We start from the raw sequence: 14,525 nt of genomic DNA, 5'->3' as shown, positions 1-14,525 counted from the left end.
TTGGCAGCTGATCGTTATGAACAAACTCGTTCACAATCGACTCGCACAGGGCGATTTAAATAGCCGAATCGGGAATTCGTTCACCTTGCTGTCGTCAGATTCGCCAGGCTTGACCGTCTCTGGTCGGGATGTCATATGGCACCAATTGTGTTCTGCTCATACAAATAACTATATCCTAAATATCGTCTTGGCTAGAATGCTGAGGAAGTCAAAGTGCCGAACGTAGATAAAGATGATATTCGAGATCGTCTTTGTGCTTGCCCCTAATATTGGAAGCGACTTTTTCGAAACAATAGGGAAGGTCAACCTCACTCATCGCTTCAGCGTCGCACAGTTCGTCGGCTAATTGCTGAATGTATCCAATCTGGTCGGCTGGTGAGCGGACAACAATCCCGTCGAATGCTGACGACCGATTCATCTGCCTAGCCACTACTGAGGCTAAGTCTGTTTTGTCCGTGTTTTCATCAGCGGGAACACTCACGAATTCCTCATCCTCGTACTCGAAGGTTTCAGGTGAAGCAGGTGTCGATTCGCGCTCTCGCTGTTGTTTGGCTTGCTGAACCAGGCGGTAGATCGCCTCTGGCGAGCGAGCCCGCTCGCGCCATGCTGAAAGATCTTCGCCAGGGAGACAGTGGATCCAGTACTGTTCGTCATCATGATTCACTAACCCATACTCAACGAGCATATCGAGGTGGCGCTTTGCCTCATCTTTTCCATTGAGGAAGTGGGCGTCTTGGTCGACAGGCTGTTTGATCAGGCGCTCCACACTGAAATGCTGTTCTCCAAAACGATCCCAAACGTGTAGGTATAGGTTGACGCAGTCGTTAATATCCGGTGATGGATCCATAGCCATATTGTATCTCCTGAATAGCGGGAGCAGTGTGTTAAATATTACCTATCGCCTGTGCCCTCCGCCCACGATTACGGAAGGTCTGTTCAGACTCCGGTTGCCATTTGCTGTTCTGAAATCTTCAGTGAGACGTAGATGACTGGTATCTCACGCGACTGGCTGGACGTATTCATCGTTCTCGCGCTTAGCATCTAGTAGGCGACTCGGAGAATCGCAATGATCGATCACCGAGTCACTACTCAACACTGTCGTTGTCATTACCCAGAAAGCTCAGTTACGTGATGTCCGCTTGTTGAGTACCGATGAGAGGGTGCCTATTTTGGTGAATCGTTCGCTGTATTCGGTCACCAGAACCATCGATCAATGGTGAAAAGACTGCTAGGTACGTTTTTGTGGGATGCCATCATGGATCCGATAGGGTGTAGTGTAATGGCACGTACCATATCTCAGTTGCAACCGGCAGTAAACGGAACCACTGAGCGTCTTGAGGGACGGGATGCTCAAAAAGCCAATTTTTCCGCAGGACAGGCTCTCGCCGGAGTGATCCGAACAACTCTCGGCCCCAGTGGAATGGATAAAATGTTGGTCACCTCGGATGGAAAAGTCATCGTCACGAATGATGGGGCAAGCATTCTCGACCGGATGGAAATCGATCACCCTGCTGCCGAGATGGTGATGCAAGTCGCCGAAACGCAGGCTGACACGACGGGGGACGGAACCACGACCGCAGTAATTCTGACGAGTGAACTGCTCGGAGCTGCCGAAGCGCTCATCGACCAAGGATTACACCCTACTACTATCGCCGATGGCTATCGACTGGCCGCCGAACAGGTGCTTGAGACACTTGAGAAGGAGGCAATCGAGATCGATGCTCGTAATCCAGACCGACTCCAGGATATCGTCCGTACAGTCATTACGGGAAAGTGGGAGGGAGCAGACGCGCAACTCCTTTCCGAGATAGCTGTCGAAGCGGTACAAGCGATTGAGCAGAATGGAACCGTTGACCGTCGCAACATCACCAATCAGGCTGTCGCTGGTGGCGGCTACCGTGATTCGGAAGTGATCGACGGTCTTGTGATAGATCTGGAGAGTTCATCGACATCGATAGTAGCGCCAGCGGCGGAGCTGCCCCAGCAAATTGAAAACGCCACAATTGCGCTCGTTGATGATCAACTGACGATTGAGACGGTCGATGGACTTGGAACAGTCAGTCTCGATACTCCAGAGCAACGCCAAGCGTTTCTCGATTACGAGGACGAAGTTTACGAGGAGTACGTCGCCACTATCGCCGACGCAGGTGCTGATATCGTGTTCTGTCAGAAGAGCATCGATGACCCAATTCGGTATCTGCTTGCCCGCGAGAACATCATCGCAGTCGAACGGACACGAAAGGACGAACTGATAAAACTGGGGCATGCAACCGGTGCCCAGTATGTGGGCACAGTGGACCAGCTCACAGCGATGGACACCGGCCACGCAGGACTCGTCGAGCGTCGGTCGATCGGTAATCGAGAACTAGCGATTGTCTCGGAATGCCTGAACTCAAAGCAGGTTTCGATTCTTCTCCGTGGTGGAACCAAACACATCAACGAGGAGATGAAGCGGGTTCTCGATGACTGTCTCGACGCACTCGCATTGGCCATCGAAACTCAGGTGGTACTTCCTGGCGGCGGCGCGACTGAAGTCATGCTCGCAGAGGACCTTCGAAAACATGCTGAGGGAATTAGTGAGCGCGAACAACTGGCGATTGAGGCGTTTGGCGACGCGCTCGAAACACTTCCTCGAACGCTCGCGAAGAACGCTGGAATGGATCCAATTGATGCCCTCATCGACGTTCGCCGCCAACAACATAAGGGGAACGTGACTGTCGGACTCGATATACTGAACGGCGAAATCGGAGATATGATGGCCACAGGCGTACTAGAGCCGCTAGCTATCAAACAGCGTGCCGTCACGAACGCCTACGAAGCTGCGACTATGCTCATCCGAATCGACGACATCATTGCGGCAGCACCTGACACCGATACTGGCGAAGACGAAGAAGAAGATTCGGATACTCTTCACGCTGCTACGGGCGGCTATCCGTGGTCAATTGGGCACTCGATGGGAGGGCACGGGCACGCTCATTAAGAGAGAAATCTCCATCGTGGCTGACTGAGAGCAATGGACCTTCGGCTATCGGTTTCCTTGCTGGTTGGACAAACTGATCGAAAGCAACATGGTAGATCACATCACACTATGACCCAATACTGGTGATAAGGATGGACTCGAACGATTCAACTGATACGACTAATCGTGAGGCACTCTCGGAAAAAGCACTCACCGAACGCCTCAGCGACGTAGCTGTTGGTGACACACTACTGTTCAACGGTCGAGATGATCCTCTAGAAGTGGTAGAGACCGAACGCTATTCCGTAACGCTAGTCGATTCGCAAGATAACGAGTACACCATTTCACAGAACCTCCAAACTGGGAACTGGAATGTTCACCAGCGGCTTTGGCATATACAGATACTAAGCGAGTCATAACCCAACTCGCTTCTTCACCCGATAAGAGCAGAATATCTTAGTGGAAATTTCTCTCGTTCTCGTCGGACGCTTGTACTGCCCAATGTCGTTGTACCCTTGGAGACGAGAATTAGTATAGAACGAACTATCTCAGCGAGAGTTGCCCTCTCACGAAGGTTTGGCGACGTCACCGCGACCCGTGGGGCTGGTTCCATCCCTGAGTGTATCGGGATCGATATCGATGTCGAAGCACTCGTTCGGCACTGATACCGTGACGCACGTATTAGGAAGATCAACGATGCCGGCTATCCGAGTCTCTATGGGAATCGTGCAGAGGAGGAAGTAAGCCTGTTCGCGCGTGTACCCGAAGTTGGTTAGGTAGTCGATAGCGTCGAGGCAGGCGCGTCGCATCCCGATGTTAGCGTTCTTGTAGTGCTGGGTGCCGTCCTCGGCCACGGAGTAGCCCTCGAAGACCACGTAATCCGAGAAATCAGGGTCCTGATAGCCGGGCTTGAACATCGCGTAGTCAGTTCCCATCTTTTCGACACCGTTCTTGATGACATCGACCTGAAGGTCGAGGAACCCAGCCATTTCGATTGCTCCACAGAACGTGATCTCCCCGTCGCCCTGTGAGAAGTGTAGGTCGCCAACGACGAGGTTCGCTCCCTCGACGAATACTGGGATGTACACCCGCGACCCACGGCTGAGATTCTTGATGTCACAGTTGCCCGCGTTTTCACGTGGTGGGATGGTCCGGGCAGCTTTCTCAGCTGCCTCGTCGACTTCGTTCTCGTCCATATCTCCCAACAGGACGTCGTTCGGCTCTGGCGGAAGTGCGAGTGGTGGCTCGTCGCCGCGAGTCTCGTGGTTCACTGCCGTCTCGTCCTCTGGACCACGGTCGATGAGTGCCTGCTCACGCTCATTCCACTCTTCGAGAAGTTCGTGAGACGGTGCAGTACCCATAATCCCTGGGTGGGCGAGTCCGGGGAATCGGACATCTTCGATATGTCTGGACGATGCGTAGGCACCATTGAGGTCCCAGATGGTTTTTCGTGCCTCCGGGAAATGATCCGTAAGGAATCCTCCTCCATTCTCCTGATCGAAGATTCCAGTGAAACCCCACTCGTGATCTTGGAAGGGGCCGAGATCGAGGATATCGACTACCAACATATCGCCCGGTTCAGCACCCTTGACCTCGATTGGTCCGCTCAGATGGTGATTCGGGTCGAGATCCATGTCCCGAATATCGTTCGCACTGTCGTCGTTGTTTACCTGACCACCTGTCCAATCGAGCTGTTCGACACGGAACGTGTCACCCGGTTCCACGCTTGCGGCCGGGGGCACGTCGGGATGCCACCGGTTGACGATTGGATCTGGCTGATCCTCTGGGTCCTCATCGACGTCAACCTCGAACACAGTTTCTGGCATGGTACAGACCCACACTCATGCTGTGAGTATTTATATCTAATCAATAAAATTTGACACTATGGAGTGATGCTGGTTTAGACGACTAAAGTGCCACTTCACAGTGCAAATCACACTCCCTGCCGACGACAACCTACTCTCCACAACTGGCATATGCATATAGTGAAGCACATCGGATGAAAGACGAAGCTATGAGCCAGATAACGGAGAAAAGACTTCGAATAGTAGAGATAGTTCTCCTCATCGCTATCGGTGGATTCGCCGGTGCGAGCCTCAGAAATCTCCTTGCTCTCGTGATTCCAGGACTTGGAGGGACCTTCGCGGCGAACGCTCTGGGATGTCTGGTCCTGGGGTTCCTCTCCTACGAGGCCGAGCTTGTCGGTGTACTCAAGGAGGAGACCGGCTACGTCGCTTCAACCGGTTTTCTTTCTTCGCTCACCACCTATAGCACGTTTGCGGTAGAGACGGTACAGGCGGCTCCGATAATCAGTATTGTAAATGTTGTCGCAAATTATGGCGTCGGCTTCGCAGCCGTCTTTGTAGGCCGAGCCGCTGTAAAGTCCATAGAGGCGGATTGACAATGGTGGATCCAGCCTACCTCGTCGGCGCGGGCGCGACTATTGGGGCACTCCTCCGGTATGGTACTAATCAGTACGTGAGTGGCATCATCGGCAGTCGGACGTTTCCGTACGGGACGTTCATTGTCAATGTCATCGGAAGCTTTGTTCTCGCGTTTATCACGTTCCTGAAGTCAGGCAGGTAGATTGCTCATGCACGACTGGGTTCGAAATCAACACTGTCAAAAAATCTCAAGTTATTGACATAATGAATTCGTGTAGCCGATCTCTGGTTCAGGAGATTCTTCGGTGGCGGGTCAGATGAGTTCTCCGGCAATACCTGAGACGGTTTCGACGAACGTTCCCCAGATCGAGAATCCTGTGAACACTGCAAGGAAGGTGTCGAACGCGAAAAAAGCGAACAGTGCCACACCGGCAAGATGTGCCTTCCGGATATCGACCCGGTGAGAGAATCGATGAAAGAAAAACGCATTAGCGAGGCTCACGGGAATGATAGCGAACATCTCGCCCACCCAGATAGCCGAGGTTGCGCCATACTGGGCGGCAAGACCAATGGTCACGAGCTGAGTTTTGTCACCGAACTCACCAGCAGCCATCAACAGGAAAATCGGGACGAACCCGCCGAACGACTCCGAGAGGTCGCGCCCAAACACTGTCGGCGCGTCGATGGTCGGCGCGATCCCCGCAACCCCGCCGTCGGTCTGCCGAGCGACCTCCTCCGGATTGTTCTTCTCAGGAATCGACCGGTACAGCAGCACGGCGAATAGGAGGAACAGACACCCCGTTAGGACGTTGAGGACCGTCGGAGAAAGCGCGGCTTGCAGCGCCCGTCCAGCGAGGATTTCGAGAGCGGTCCAGCCTGCGAACGCCAGTCCGGCGGCGCTAACGACGAGCAACGGCCTGTACCGCGTCGAGAGACCGGCGATGATGTACTGTACTTTTTCGCCCGGCAGCACCGCCAACTGCGCGACGAAAGCGATCACCACGATTTCCAGCCATCCCGTCACGCGCCGCTCACCTCGGTTGAAGGGGAGTCGGTCGATTTAATCCGGGAGACGCGAATCGACTTGGCGATTCCTTGTGGAAGGCTCTGCTCGCCGCTATCGCTGCGTACCGTCACCATGCCGAACGGGGCGATATCAACGATGTCGAGTTCAGTGCCCGGCGTGACACCAGCGCGTTCGAGGTAGGCAAGATCTTCGTGGTCACGGTCGCGCACTCGGGTGACCTGCACATGCGCGCCTTCTTCGTAGTCGCTGAGGCGGTTGTTCTCGTTCTCGACCAGCGGGTCGAGGTCAACGCTGGGAATGGGATCACCGTGCGGGTCCACCTCGGGGTCGCCAAGTGCCTGGGCGACGCGGCGCTCGAAGGTTTCGCTGATGTGGTGTTCGAGCGCGTCGGCTTCTTCGTGGACCTCACTCCAGTCGTACCCTAACTGTTCGGCGAGGTATGCCTCAAGCAGACGGTGGTGACGCACGACTTCGAGTGCGACCGTCTCACCTTCATCTGTGAGGCAAACACCCGTGTATTTTTCGCGTTCAAGCAGGTTCCGCTCAGTCAATCTCTCGATCATACTGGAGACCGTTGGTCGGGTGACGTCTAGATACTCCGCTATCCGGGAGGTCGAAACTGGTGTCTCTCCAGCCCGTTCGAGTGAGTAGATCGCTTTGAGATAGTCTTCCATCACGTCGCTCGGCATGCTCCGGATTAGAGTCGGCTAAACTTTTATATCTTATCTTCTAACGAAGGAGTGGTTCACAGGAAAACGTAGAGCGCTATTATCAAATTTCTGTGTTCAGACGACTATACGGGCGGCAAGAGTGCCAAAATGTGCTTGTATCTCCACCTTTGTCTCAGTATCAAGTACTCTCACTTACCTTCTCAGCATATTCTGGCCTCGATAGTCAACGGCTATTCCGTGTTGAAAATTTCAGGCTGAATTCGAGAGAGACGCAGCGCATTCCCCGTTACACCGAGGCTCATCCCCATGTCGCCGACGACGACCGCAAGCGCGACGCTCACGTAGCCGAGTGGCACCCCAACCGCGAGCAGCGCTTTCGCACCGAGGCTCACCCAGATGTTCTCTCGGATGACGCCGTTCGCCTTGTTTGAGAGCGCATACAGGTAGGGGAGTTTCGAGAGATCGTCACCCATCAGCGCGATGTCGGCCGTTTCAAGTGCCGTATCCGTTCCGGCCGCCCCCATCGCAACCCCGACAGTCGCGGTCGCAAGCGCCGGTGCATCATTTACTCCATCGCCGACCATTGCGATGTCACCGTACTCATCACGGAGTTCGTCGATTGCCTCAACCTTCTGATCAGGGAGGAGTTCCGCACGGTACTCGTCGACACCGACTTGCTCGGCAATCGCTTGGGCCGTTCCCTCGTTGTCACCTGTGAGCATCACGACGCGGTCGACGCCCAACTCATGCAGGCGCTCAACGGTACGCTGCGAGGTTGAACGAACTTCATCTGCAATTGCGATGGCACCCACTACGTCCGTTTCCGTCCCCACGAGGACGACTGTTCGCCCCTCCTCCTCAAGTCCGGCGAGCACATGGTCCGCGTACTCGCTCTCCTGTGCCTCCAGACCAGAGTCCGCAGCGACGTCTTCTAGCACGGCCCCACCGTCGGTCGCGCGGCGAGCTTGTGGGACGTCGAATCCGAGTTCCTCGAACAGTGCAGGCTTGCCGACAAAGTAGGTCTCTCCGTCGATTGTGGCTCGAATACCTTTTCCAGTCAAACTCTCGAAGTCAGTGGGGGTTGGAAGATGAGTCACGTCGTCCTCATCGGCACGGGCGAGGACCGCCTCAGCAATCGGATGTTCACTTCGCTGTTCCACTCCTGCACCGTATCGGAGAACATCTGACTCGCTATGGTTTCCGAACGGAATGATGTCGGTGACAGAAAGTTCGCCCCTCGTGAGCGTCCCGGTCTTGTCCATCGCGATAGCATCGACCTCACCCATCGCTTCGAGGTGGTTACCGCCCTTGATCAGCACGCCGTTCTTCGCAGCACTCGTGATCCCGGAAACGACCGAAACAGGTGTCGAGATGACGAACGCGCATGGGCACGCGATGACGAGCAGGGTCAACCCGCGAATGAACCATGTCTGCCACGGCCACCCGAGCGCGAGTGGCGGCACCGCCGCTGTGAGGATCGCCAGCACGACGACTGCGGGCGTGTAGTACCCTGAAAACCGATCCACGAACTGCTCTTTCTCCGTTTTCTTCTCCTGAGCGCCCTGTACCATCTCGATGATCCGTGAAAGCGTCGAATCGCCCGCTGTCGAGGTGACCTCCACTTCAAGATAGCCCTCCTCGTTGATACTTCCAGCATACACTTCTTCACCCACGGACTTGTCGACAGGCACGCTCTCGCCAGTGATCGGGGATTCATCGACCGCACTTTCTCCGTCCACAACTGAGCCGTCGAGTGGAATCTTGTCGCCGGGGCGGACGATGACGGTCTCACCCACCTCAACGTCTTCGGCTGGCACGGTCACCTCGTCGCCATTCCGGCGGACGGTGGCCTCATCCGGCGAGAGTTCCATCAATTCACGGAGGGAGTTCCGTGCCCGGTCCATCGCGTAATCTTCGAGCAGTTCCGCGATACTGAACAGGACGGCAAGCGTCGCGGCTTCGACGAAGTAGCCGATCCCGGTGGCAGCGATGATCGCCGTCCCCATCAGAAGGTCGATGTCGAGACTCAGATTCCGTGCTGAGTAGTATCCCCCACGAACGACAGGATACCCGCTGATGGCGATCGCGACGAGAAACAACCCATCCGCAAGCGTGAGCGAATAGCCGAGAAGGGTCGCAACCTCAGGGTTCTGTCCGGCAAGGACGAACTCGAAGAGGAGCCCGAGCACGACAAATCCCGCTCCAATCCACGTTTTGATAGCGCGCGAACTCGTCCAAATCTCCGACGGAGGTGCAATTTCCATGCCATCGGCGGATTCTTCGTCAGCACCGTCTTCGCCGCCGACGACATCATAGCCTGCGCCCTCGATGGCTGCAATCACGTCGGCCTCGGCAGCACGGTCTGAATCATAGGTCACCGTGGCTGTGCCCGTGGTGGGTTGGAGGGCGGTGTCAGTGATCCCGTCGACGCGCTGGAGACTCTTGTCTACTTTCTGCGCACAGGAGGGGCAGTCCATCTCCGGAACAGTGAGCCGGACGGACAACTCTCGCGCCTGCCCACCGTCGTTTTCCCGCTCCGCTGCGTCTACGATTTCGGTCATCACTACGAGATAGGGCAGTCAACTCGATAAGCGTTAGTTGGAACATTCCAATTTTGGGGCTAAATCAGAGCGGCGTCGATGGCTCGTCTGGCAGCTGCTCGCGAGCGACGTACCGCTTTGCCAAGTGTTCCTCCGCTCGCCGGAGTCGGTAGGTAAGCGTCGACCGTGGCGCGTCAAGATGTTCAGCCAACTCAGACACATCGACCTCCCGTGGTGACTCGTAGTAACCGTGTTCGACGGCGGCCTGGAGAGCCGCTTCCTGTTCTGGTGATAACTCAGTCGCACTGCTGTCTCTGTTGCTCGGCGGTGTCGAGGCAGCTGCCGTTCGGAGCATCTCCATCTGCGCGCAGTCGCCGACGGCAGTTTCAAGCTCGTTGAAGAACCCACTCACATCTCCCTCGCCGGAGTGGATGATGCGCCAGGTATAGTGACGACTCTCGTGGCGCGTATCGAACAGCAAGCCGTCACCGAGGTGATCGCGTGCGATGTGCGGGATGGACGAACAGAGGGGAGTGCGCTCCCAGTACGAGTAGAGAACGAGTGTGTCGTCGGTATGATCGAGAACCTGTGTACTCTGAGTAGCGTCACAGTCCTCGGTGGCAAGACAGTCCGCGTAGTAATCGCTGTTGAGAAAGGCATTTTCGATGTCAGCGAGAGCGTCGGGCGTCCCCGTGGCGTGATCGACACGCCAGAGACGCTCCTCAGTAACGTGTAGCGAGAGCGATCGAATCGAAGCATCTGGATGGTCAGCGAGAGTATCAGCTACCCGGTTGCAGTCGGGTTCGTATTTGAGGGCAAAGACGAGCTCGCGCATAGGTTCCGATAGGCACTACAGAGCCATAACAGGTGGTTTACTCTGTTAGATTCGACCAGTTGGATCAGATCACGTCGTCGGGATCGTGCGTTTCCTGCATCCGCTGTGCCTCGGCGGCGTACTGCTCTTGGAGGTCGGGATCATCGACAGTGCCGAGATTATTCGGTTCAGCATTGACAGCCGCTGTGGTATCGCGCACGTCGGTGAAGGAGGTGAGTGCCCGCTCTTTCCGGTAGTATTGCTCACCGTCGGGGGTCGCATAAGTGAGGATGATCAAATTCTGCTCATCGTCAGAGTAGGTGCGTTCAACCAGCCACACACTTGTATGGCCGTCCAATTGATCCGACATATTGTCCGGTTCTCGCTCCTAGGGGTTAAGTGGTAGAAATCACGTAATCGACTACCTGCACTGACAGTACGAAAAACAGTAGTTTTCCATACCGATACGAAAACCCCCGTTCTTTATATACTGAATCCCGCTACGAATAGGGTGTCCGAACACACCATGCAAATTGCCGCCTACGTCCGCGTCTCGACCGACGACCAGAATGAACAACGACAGATGCGCGCGATCCGCGCAAAGTACGACGACGATCAGCAAGACAATCAAATCGAGTGGTATTGCGACCTCGGCGAAAGCGGAGCCTCGACCTCACGGCAGGAGTACCAGCGCCTCCGCGAGCACGTCGCGGAGTACGACGTGGTGGTCGCGCACGAACTCGACCGGCTGGGTCGGTCGTTCGCCGACCTCGCGGGTTTCGTCGAGGACCTCCGCGAGAAAGGTGTCGATATCGACCTCGTGAATCAGCCGATTGGGACGGTCGGGGAAGACGACTGGATGGCTGAGATGATGCTCAACATGATGATGGTGTTCGCTGACGCCGAGCGGAAGATGATCCGGTCGCGCGTTCAGGAGGGCATCGACGCCGCGATTGCCGATGGCAAGCGCGTCGGCCGGCCACCGTTCGGCTACACGGTCGAGGACGGCTTCCTCCAGCAGATTCCCTCGGAGTACGTTCGCGCACAGACATTCATCCGCGAAGTTCGCAAAGGCCGCGAAAAGCACGCCACCGCAGCATTCTTCGAAATTCCAGATTCCGCGATCCAGAGTATCCTCACGCGGGCCGAGACCAACTACGATGTGCCGTTCGATAACGACCAGTGGCAACTCGAACGTGCGAAGGTTGACGCCGGCGAGAAGGAACTCCCGCCGCTCGATGTTCAGGAGGACCAACGGACTGTCTCTGCGCGAAGTCCAAGGAAGTGATTGTCAGTAACGAGAAATAGTCCTATTCTGTCTGTCGAAATCCGATACCTAGTGAGGGCACGGATGGAAATCGGACCGATTATATGACCGTCAGCGGTACGGTCGTTATACCCGACAAAACCTATGGCACAGCACTCACCGCACCACAGGACGTAATCGAACGGGCGACCTGCCCTTCCGTCCGCTTGTCGGGTGACTCGTGGTGGCGGGTGAGACAGATGCCATGGGAGCGAACTCACATTCACCGTCGGACGCGGATTCACCCGACACGGACGCACGTATCGACGCGAAATCACCCGCCGCGAACCGGTTGAACGACACGACAGAGATGGTTGCAGCGGCTCTTGTCGCCAGCGGTACTGATTATCACGGCCAGACTCGGTTTTTCGAAGACGAACTCGACGGGACGGACGATGCTCTCGACGGATTCGTTGCGGATGTCACGACTATCGTGCAGTCGCAGTGCAAACGCGCGACAGACTACGCCGACATCGAGATGCTGGTCTCTCGGCTCCCGATTGAGCATCTCACGTTCGCCGCGCACGATTCGTTAGCGCCGTACTCGGGACCATATCCGATGGCGCTACTGGTCCGAGCGTTCCTCATCGAAGAAATCAACGGCTGGGACGAGACCGCTCTCCACGACCACCTCCGAGCAAACCCATCTCTCCTCCGCAGGCTCGGGTTCGAGTCGCTGCCAAACCAATCGACGTTCTGGCGGGCATGGAATCACCGCTTCAGCGAGGCTCTCCGCGACGCCGTACAGGAGTGTGCTGAGACGATTGTGAAAGCTGCACGCGCCTGCGATGTTTCCCTCCCCGAGCGAGTCAGCACCAACGAGGCGAGCGAATCAGACTCCGTTGACTGTCCGGAACGCCAACTCCTCGCACAGAAAACCGACGAGGTATGGCAGCAGGCCAAACCGTTCGTGACCGATGCGTTCGCGCTCGACCGGGGACCAAACTGGGAGATTCACGAGAACGCTTTCTGGGAACAACACGCCTACATGGGGATGCGCGAGGACATGTACGCACGCAGCGGTCCAGCCTCGTTCTCGCTCGATACCACGCGCGAGCGCATCCCGACGGGTTCGACCCACCGGTATCAGATCGGCAAACTCTCCGTGGCCGAGATTCGGGAAATGCTGCGGAATACGACACGAATGATTATCGCTCGCGCCCGACAGAACGGCGAACTCACGGGCAAACTCTGGGCGGCCATTGACGTGACCAAGGGATTTCCGTTCACTGGCGACGTAGAGGATCACGAAGACGACATCCTCGGGTACAAGGACGGCAGCGACTACTACCAGTGGGCGGTGCTCAAAATCGTCGGGATGGACGTGCCGCTCGTCCTCGACGCCATCCCGCGCGAACGAGGACAGTCGAAGGATGAGATCGTAGAGAAATTGCTCGAACACACGACCGAGATGGTCAATCTCGACCTCGTGATGATGGACCGCGAGTTCGACAGCGGTCCGGTCAAGGAAACCTGCGAAGAGTACGGCGTTCACTTCCTGAATCCGACGCGCATCTTCGAGCGCAGTGACGAGGCTGAGACCATCGCGTGGATGTACCGCAACAGCAAACGCTTCCACGTCACCGAGGAGGAATCCGACGACGGCACGCCGACACGCAAGCAAATCTATCTCCCGCAGCGGTCAAGTTCGGGCGATGGTGACGATGACGAAGACGACAGTCTCTCAGCAGTGTGGACGGAGCTGTGCGGCGAGTGGGAGTTCGAGGACGTGGACGGTGAACCAAGCGAGCGGATGTCGTTTTCGCGGCTGCTCGCGGATATCCAGCGCGAAGAGGACGTCGAAGAGCGCAAGGAGAAAGCGCAGGAAGGGGAGGTGGACACATCCGAGACAGTGGTGTTCGAGACGAACCACCCGTATGTGACGGCGCGTGATGCCGATGACCAGCAGATGGACGGGAAGGAATTCATCCACATGATCGAGCGGCTGATCCGCTGGTATCGCCGTCGTTGGGGTATTGAAAACGGGTTTAAGAAGCAGAAACACTTCATGGTGCGGACCACCTCGACCGAGAGCGACTATCGGTTCTTCAACTTCGTGTTCGCGTGCGTGCTGTATAACGTCTGGCGACTCGTCGATCTCCTCGTGAAGCTCGCCATCGACGGCGAGAACCGGTCGTACAAGCCACGGGTGGATGCGAACCAGTTCTTGGCCGTCGCCAAGCAGTTCTACGGTCTCGATCCTCCCGATTGACGCCGACACCTCCCGTATTCGCCCGATTCGTGAGCGGCGGCGCTGTTCCACGCCGCTTTATTTCGTATTGTTCTGGTCTGATTCTCAGATGATGGAGTGATGGTGAGCATCGTTCGTTTACTACACGCAAGAGTACGTTAGAATGAATAGCCAGTCCGTGCATGACAAATCTAGCTAGCCAACATCAGACGTTCCTAGGAGCGAGCGATGCCGTCCTTTACGCCGTCGGGACAGGTGCCTGTGGTTCATATACGACGTTTTCCTCATTTTCCGTGGATACGGTTCGGCTTTGGGAGGACGGTGACCGCTTCCTTTCGGGATGGTACGCTACTGTGAACCTGCTCGGAGCACTGCTTGCAATTGGATTAGCAGGTGGACTAGTGGACATCGTAGGCTGACGACCGAATTGATCGGTGAGTACATCTATAAATTTTGAGATGGCCATAGCCTCATTAGTTCGTCCATTCTAATCCGGTTTGAAACGGCTCAATTGAATCCGCGAATATCTGAGTCATTCAGGCTTCTATCGCTTGTCCGATGTTGTGAACGCCAGCAATGAGCGCAATCTCGCGGAACTGCCGGAACCAGTCACGCGCTCGCACGGCGGAGCCG

General features: G+C 56.1%; 13 protein-coding genes and 1 pseudogene. 6 read left to right on the top strand and 8 right to left on the bottom strand.

Going from position 1 to position 14,525, the window contains the following annotated elements; genetic code table 11:
* Positions 1 to 208: 208 nt before the first annotated feature.
* Positions 209 to 766 carry a hypothetical protein gene (locus tag ACQUQO_RS16800; protein ID WP_435079586.1) on the bottom strand — a complete coding sequence of 186 codons (558 nt, stop codon included), beginning with the start codon at positions 764 to 766 and terminating at the stop codon, positions 209 to 211.
* 447 nt (positions 767 to 1,213) lie between these two features.
* Here ACQUQO_RS16800 and thsA point away from each other — a divergent pair, with 447 nt between their 5' ends.
* The gene (thsA, locus tag ACQUQO_RS16795; protein WP_435079584.1) at positions 1,214 to 2,980 is read left to right on the top strand and encodes a thermosome subunit alpha; all 1,767 of its coding nucleotides are present in this window, start codon (positions 1,214 to 1,216) and stop codon (positions 2,978 to 2,980) included.
* A 545-nt stretch (positions 2,981 to 3,525) separates the two neighbouring features.
* On the opposite strand, the gene fmdA is transcribed toward thsA, so the two are convergent.
* Positions 3,526 to 4,785, bottom strand: a complete 1,260-nt coding sequence (gene fmdA / locus ACQUQO_RS16790; RefSeq protein ID WP_435079582.1) for a formamidase — start codon at positions 4,783 to 4,785, stop codon at positions 3,526 to 3,528.
* Between the two features lie 173 nt (positions 4,786 to 4,958).
* Here fmdA and ACQUQO_RS16785 point away from each other — a divergent pair, with 173 nt between their 5' ends.
* Both ACQUQO_RS16785 and ACQUQO_RS16780 read left to right on the top strand, forming a co-directional pair.
* Entirely contained in the window at positions 4,959 to 5,360 is a 402-nt protein-coding gene (locus ACQUQO_RS16785; RefSeq protein ID WP_435079580.1) for a CrcB family protein, read from the top strand.
* A gap of 2 nt (positions 5,361 to 5,362) precedes the next feature.
* A complete protein-coding gene (locus ACQUQO_RS16780; protein ID WP_435079578.1) occupies positions 5,363 to 5,545 on the top strand; it encodes a fluoride efflux transporter FluC in 183 nt (60 codons plus the stop codon).
* A 111-nt stretch (positions 5,546 to 5,656) separates the two neighbouring features.
* On the opposite strand, the gene ACQUQO_RS16775 is transcribed toward ACQUQO_RS16780, so the two are convergent.
* From ACQUQO_RS16775 to ACQUQO_RS16755, 5 genes are all read right to left on the bottom strand, one after another.
* The gene (locus ACQUQO_RS16775) at positions 5,657 to 6,367 is read right to left on the bottom strand and encodes a TMEM165/GDT1 family protein (RefSeq protein WP_244706307.1); all 711 of its coding nucleotides are present in this window, start codon (positions 6,365 to 6,367) and stop codon (positions 5,657 to 5,659) included.
* Positions 6,364 to 7,059 (bottom strand): metal-dependent transcriptional regulator, encoded by a 696-nt coding sequence (locus ACQUQO_RS16770; RefSeq protein WP_244706309.1) that lies wholly within the window; start codon positions 7,057 to 7,059, stop codon positions 6,364 to 6,366. The genes ACQUQO_RS16775 and ACQUQO_RS16770 overlap by 4 nt, the downstream gene beginning before the upstream one ends.
* Positions 7,060 to 7,271: 212 nt before the next feature.
* Positions 7,272 to 9,602, bottom strand: coding sequence for a heavy metal translocating P-type ATPase (locus ACQUQO_RS16765; protein WP_244706311.1), 2,331 nt, complete (start codon positions 9,600 to 9,602; stop codon positions 7,272 to 7,274).
* 64 nt (positions 9,603 to 9,666) lie between these two features.
* Positions 9,667 to 10,416, bottom strand: coding sequence for a helix-turn-helix domain-containing protein (locus ACQUQO_RS16760; protein WP_435079575.1), 750 nt, complete (start codon positions 10,414 to 10,416; stop codon positions 9,667 to 9,669).
* A 64-nt stretch (positions 10,417 to 10,480) separates the two neighbouring features.
* Positions 10,481 to 10,765 (bottom strand): hypothetical protein, encoded by a 285-nt coding sequence (locus tag ACQUQO_RS16755; RefSeq protein WP_244706315.1) that lies wholly within the window; start codon positions 10,763 to 10,765, stop codon positions 10,481 to 10,483.
* 156 nt (positions 10,766 to 10,921) lie between these two features.
* Between ACQUQO_RS16755 and ACQUQO_RS16750 the strand changes: the two genes are divergently transcribed.
* From ACQUQO_RS16750 to ACQUQO_RS16740, 3 genes are all read left to right on the top strand, one after another.
* Positions 10,922 to 11,683: a recombinase family protein gene (locus ACQUQO_RS16750; RefSeq protein ID WP_435079590.1), complete on the top strand. Its 762-nt coding sequence runs from the start codon at positions 10,922 to 10,924 to the stop codon at positions 11,681 to 11,683.
* A gap of 328 nt (positions 11,684 to 12,011) precedes the next feature.
* Positions 12,012 to 13,913: a transposase gene (locus ACQUQO_RS16745; RefSeq protein WP_435079588.1), complete on the top strand. Its 1,902-nt coding sequence runs from the start codon at positions 12,012 to 12,014 to the stop codon at positions 13,911 to 13,913.
* 161 nt (positions 13,914 to 14,074) lie between these two features.
* Complete coding sequence (locus tag ACQUQO_RS16740) at positions 14,075 to 14,311, top strand: fluoride efflux transporter FluC (RefSeq protein WP_435079573.1); 237 nt, start codon at positions 14,075 to 14,077, stop codon at positions 14,309 to 14,311.
* A 117-nt stretch (positions 14,312 to 14,428) separates the two neighbouring features.
* On the opposite strand, the pseudogene ACQUQO_RS16735 reads toward ACQUQO_RS16740, so the two are convergent.
* Positions 14,429 to 14,525 (bottom strand): annotated as a pseudogene (locus ACQUQO_RS16735) (IS5/IS1182 family transposase); the annotation flags it as partial.

Origin of the sequence: Halococcus sp. AFM35 (assembly GCF_051195015.1) — an archaeon.
Taxonomy (GTDB): Archaea; Halobacteriota; Halobacteria; order Halobacteriales; family Halococcaceae; genus Halococcus.
Note: the sequence above shows the minus strand (reverse complement) of the source record. Positions and strands in the feature narration are given on the sequence as shown.

What these genes read in the sequence shown, in the direction of transcription:
- ACQUQO_RS16745 (WP_435079588.1), top strand. Translation starts at nt 12,012, where the DNA reads ATGGTTGCAGCGGCTCTTGTCGCCAGCGGTACTGATTATCACGGCCAG.
- ACQUQO_RS16740 (WP_435079573.1), top strand. Translation starts at nt 14,075, where the DNA reads ATGACAAATCTAGCTAGCCAACATCAGACGTTCCTAGGAGCGAGCGAT.
- ACQUQO_RS16765 (WP_244706311.1), bottom strand. Translation starts at nt 9,602, where the DNA reads ATGACCGAAATCGTAGACGCAGCGGAGCGGGAAAACGACGGTGGGCAG.
- ACQUQO_RS16785 (WP_435079580.1), top strand. Translation starts at nt 4,959, where the DNA reads ATGAAAGACGAAGCTATGAGCCAGATAACGGAGAAAAGACTTCGAATA.
- ACQUQO_RS16760 (WP_435079575.1), bottom strand. Translation starts at nt 10,416, where the DNA reads ATGCGCGAGCTCGTCTTTGCCCTCAAATACGAACCCGACTGCAACCGG.
- fmdA (WP_435079582.1), bottom strand. Translation starts at nt 4,785, where the DNA reads ATGCCAGAAACTGTGTTCGAGGTTGACGTCGATGAGGACCCAGAGGAT.
- ACQUQO_RS16755 (WP_244706315.1), bottom strand. Translation starts at nt 10,765, where the DNA reads ATGTCGGATCAATTGGACGGCCATACAAGTGTGTGGCTGGTTGAACGC.
- ACQUQO_RS16780 (WP_435079578.1), top strand. Translation starts at nt 5,363, where the DNA reads ATGGTGGATCCAGCCTACCTCGTCGGCGCGGGCGCGACTATTGGGGCA.
- thsA (WP_435079584.1), top strand. Translation starts at nt 1,214, where the DNA reads ATGGTGAAAAGACTGCTAGGTACGTTTTTGTGGGATGCCATCATGGAT.
- ACQUQO_RS16770 (WP_244706309.1), bottom strand. Translation starts at nt 7,059, where the DNA reads ATGCCGAGCGACGTGATGGAAGACTATCTCAAAGCGATCTACTCACTC.
- ACQUQO_RS16750 (WP_435079590.1), top strand. Translation starts at nt 10,922, where the DNA reads ATGCAAATTGCCGCCTACGTCCGCGTCTCGACCGACGACCAGAATGAA.